The 3,708-nt window shown below is 71.3% G+C and carries 3 protein-coding genes and 1 pseudogene; 1 reads left to right on the forward strand and 3 read right to left on the reverse strand.

The window, feature by feature from the left end:
* Positions 1–12: 12 nt before the first annotated feature.
* Both purU and CCN42_RS31700 read right to left on the reverse strand, forming a co-directional pair.
* Positions 13–894 carry a formyltetrahydrofolate deformylase gene (gene purU, locus CCN42_RS31695; protein ID WP_086170994.1) on the reverse strand — a complete coding sequence of 294 codons (882 nt, stop codon included), beginning with the start codon at positions 892–894 and terminating at the stop codon, positions 13–15.
* A gap of 69 nt (positions 895–963) precedes the next feature.
* Positions 964–1,473, reverse strand: coding sequence for an SCO4402 family protein (locus CCN42_RS31700; RefSeq protein WP_086170995.1), 510 nt, complete (start codon positions 1,471–1,473; stop codon positions 964–966).
* Positions 1,474–1,590: 117 nt separating this feature from the next.
* Here CCN42_RS31700 and CCN42_RS31710 point away from each other — a divergent pair, with 117 nt between their 5' ends.
* Positions 1,591–2,916, forward strand: a complete 1,326-nt coding sequence (locus CCN42_RS31710; RefSeq protein WP_086740761.1) for an ABC transporter substrate-binding protein — start codon at positions 1,591–1,593, stop codon at positions 2,914–2,916.
* A gap of 31 nt (positions 2,917–2,947) precedes the next feature.
* Here the strand turns inward: CCN42_RS31710 and CCN42_RS31715 are convergent.
* Positions 2,948–3,708, reverse strand: a pseudogene (locus CCN42_RS31715) (hypothetical protein); the annotation flags it as partial.

The following is a 3,708-nucleotide window of genomic DNA, read 5'->3' on the forward strand; positions in this document are numbered from 1 at the left end:
TGCGGACACGACCTAGGCGAACACCACCGTGCGGCGCCCGTTCAGCAGGATGCGGTGCTCCGCGTGCCACTTCACCGCGCGCGCGAGCGCCTGGCACTCCACGTCCCGCCCGATGGCGACCAGCTGGTCGGGGGTGACGTCGTGGCCGACCCGCTCGACCTCCTGCTCGATGATCGGCCCCTCGTCGAGGTCGGCCGTCACATAGTGCGCGGTCGCGCCGATCAGCTTCACCCCGCGCGCGTGCGCCTGGTGGTACGGCTTCGCGCCCTTGAAGCTCGGCAGGAAGGAGTGGTGGATGTTGATGATCCGCCCGCTCAGCTGCTTGCACAGATCGTCGGAGAGGACCTGCATGTAGCGGGCCAGCACGACCAGCTCGACCCGCTCCTCGCGCACGATCTCCAGCAGCCGCGCCTCCGCGTCCGCCTTGGTGTCCTTCGTCACGGGGATGTGGTGGAAGGGGACGTCGTACGACCCCACCAGTTCCGCGAAGTCGGTGTGGTTCGACACCACCGCGGCGATGTCCACGGGCAGCGCGCCGATCCGGGCCCGGAACAGCAGGTCGTTCAGGCAGTGCCCGAACTTGCTGACCATCAGCAGGACCCGCATCTTCTCCTCGGCCCGGTGGATCTGCCAGTCCATGTGGAAGGAGTCACCGATCGCGGCGAAGCTGGCGCGCAGCTTGTCCACCGTCACCGGCGCCTCCGCCGAGAAGTGGACGCGCATGAAGAACAGCCCGGTGTCCTGGTCACCGAACTGCTGGCTGTCCACGATGTTGCAGCCGGTCATGAACAGGTAGCTCGACACGGCGTGCACGATGCCCTGCTTGTCGGGGCAGGAGAGAGTGAGGACGTACTGCTCGGCGGGGGCCGCGGCTCCGGTGGGCTGCTCATTCATGCAGCACAGGGTCCCACAACGAGCCGCACCGCCGGCACCCGTCCCGTCAGACGGACCCCGCCCCGTCCGTCACGCGACCCGCGTGAGGATGCGCAGCACGTCGAGCGTGCGCGGTGCCGCGTCCGGGTCCTCCCCGTCGCTCACCGCCATCCGCACATGCGCGTCCCGGGCCGCCCGCACCGCCTCCGGCCAGTCCTGGTGGTGGAGGTACGACGACACCGGTGCGTCCGGTCCCACCTGGTGCATGATCCGCAGCACCCGGAGCACGGCGGTGTCGACGAGCGCCGCCTCCTGCGAGTCACGGAAGATCGTCCCGACGTACTTCTCGGCGGACCAGTGGTCCAGCCAGGTGTCCTCGACGAGCCGGTAGACGGCGTCGGTCACGTCTCCGTACCCCTCGACACCCGCCAGCCAGACGTCCCGCTGGAACACCGGATCGGAGAGCATGTGCAGCGCGGAGCGCACATTGCTGCGCCAGCGCCACCACGGCATGTCGTTCAGTGGCATGCCACCCATCGTGGATGAGCGACGGCCGCGACGGGAAGAGTTCTCCGAACCTTGGACACCTTGCACGGTCATCGATCGTACGTTCCCCCCAACGGGCCGCTCACGGGCCCCCGTAATTCACCTGCGCGTCACCCTTCGTCGACCGAAGGTCACTCCCAGGTTAGCGATGTGGCGGAATCGTGCGGAGCCATGACCGGCAGGCGGCGTACCCGCAGCACATTCCTCCCCATCATCACCCGATCCGCCCTCGCCCGATCCACCAGAGCGGGTGTCCGCGCGGTGGCGGCCATGGTGGCGTGTACGTCGCTCGCCGCCGGCTGCGGTGTCGTCCCCGGTGTCACGGGGGGTGCCGGGGACGACACCATCACCGTCATGACCTGGGCGCCGCTGGAGACCGGCGCGACCAACAAGCCCGGCATGCCCGCCCTCGCCCTCGCCTACGCGCGCCACGTCAACGCCCAGGGCGGTATCGACGGCCGCAAGATCAAGGTGCTGATCTGCAACGACCACAACGACAGCGTGGACGCCGCGAAGTGCGCCCGGCGCGCGGTCAAGGAGGACGTGGTCGCGGTCGTCGGCTCCTACAGCCAGTACGCCGACTCCTTCTTCCCGGTCCTGGAGGGCGCCGGCATCCCCTACATCGGCGGCTACGGCGTGACGAACGACGAGTTCACCAGCCCTCTGTCCTACCCGGTCAACGGCGGCCAGCCCGCGCTGCTGGCCGGCCTCGGCAAGGAACTGGCCGCCGGCTGCGGCCCGGTCGTCCTGGTCCGGCCCGACACCATAGCGGGCGACGAACTGCCCACCCTGATCAACTCCGGGCTGAAGGCGGGCGGCCACGAGAACACGGACGATCTGCACGCCGCCGAGGACGCCACCGAGTACTCCGCCCGGTCCGAGGAGGCGCTGGAGCGGGCGACCGCCGACCCGGCGGAGCGAGGCTGCGTGGTGCCCGCGCTCGGCGACCGCACCAGCACCTTCATGGACTCCTTCCGGCGCGCCCGGCTGGACTACCCCGAGGTCCGCACCGGGACCGTGCTCGGCAGCGTCGACCAGACGGTGATCGACGCCTCCGGCGGCCGGTCGGGACCGTACGAGGGGGCGTACATCACCGGCTGGTACCCGGTGGAGACCGACGAGCGCTGGGACGGGATGAAGCGGGTGATCCGGGAGCAGGCCTTCGCCGACACCCGGATCGACCCGGCGGACGCCGGGGTGCAGACCACCTGGATCGCGTACACCGTCTTCCGGGCCGTCGTCGAGGCGATCGACGACGGCGAGGAGGTGACCGCGAGCACGGTGCGCCGCACCCTGGACGACGGCATCGAGGTCAGCACGGGCGGGCTCACGCCGACCCTGCGCTGGCGGTTCCAGGACCGGCTGGCGTCGGTGGGCTTCCCGCGCCTGGTCAACGCGGACGTCACGCTTCAGGTCGTCCGCGACGGCCGCCTGGTCGCGGCCCGTGAGGGCTTCGTCGACGTGACCCGCACCCTGGAGGGCGCCGAGATCGGCTGAGACCGGCCGGTGCTCCCGGCCGGTCCGGTGCTCACAGCTGGGTGGGCTGGCGCTCGGTCAGTCCGTACGTCCGCGCGATCGCGTTCCACAGCTTGGCGGCCTCCGCCTTCTGCGTGGTCGCGGTGCCGCTCTCCCGGTTGCCCGCCTCCGTCTGACCGGTGCTGCGGGCCTGCCCCTTCTTGCAGAGCTTGCCCTTGTGCGCGGCCACCTGGTCGGCCCAGGCCGCGTAGTGGTTGTCGGCGGACGCGGACGCCTTCCAGGCGTTGGTGAGCGCGGTGGTCAGCGCCGCGTGCTCCGGCAGCTTGTCGACCGCCAGCCCGGACAGCTGGGTGACCAGCGCGTTGCGCTGCTTGGCCGCGTCGCGCAGGTCCTTCGCGGCCTGCGTGAGGTTGCTGCACGACTTGACGTCGTTCACCGCGTTGATCACGGCGGTGCGGCTGGCACCACTGTCGGCGAGCAGCTTGTCCAGCGCCACCGCCTGCTGCTCCGCCGGGTCCGGGGACGGCGAGGCGGACGGGGAGGCGGAGGCCGGGGCGGACTCGCTCGCGGGTGCCGTGGCGGAGACCGTCTCCGGGCTCTCCTCGTCGCCGCCGCCGCTGCCGAGCAGCGCGCCCGCGCCGATCCCGACCACCGCGATGGCGATGCCGCAGGCCGCGATCACCGGCAGCCGGGAGCCGGTACGGCCACCGCGGCCCCGGCTCGGCGCGGGTGCGTCGTACGCCGGCGAAGGCGGCTGCGGGCCCTGGACACGGGGCATCTGCCGGGTGCCCTCGGAGGCGTCGGCGGAGCGGA

This window comes from Streptomyces glaucescens (assembly GCF_002154375.1).
GTDB classification, from domain to species: Bacteria; Actinomycetota; Actinomycetes; order Streptomycetales; family Streptomycetaceae; genus Streptomyces; species Streptomyces glaucescens.

Coding starts and splice junctions, on each gene's coding strand:
- purU (WP_086170994.1), bottom strand. CDS start 894: ATGAATGAGCAGCCCACCGGAGCCGCGGCCCCCGCCGAGCAGTACGTC.
- CCN42_RS31700 (WP_086170995.1), bottom strand. CDS start 1,473: ATGACCGTGCAAGGTGTCCAAGGTTCGGAGAACTCTTCCCGTCGCGGC.
- CCN42_RS31710 (WP_086740761.1), top strand. CDS start 1,591: ATGACCGGCAGGCGGCGTACCCGCAGCACATTCCTCCCCATCATCACC.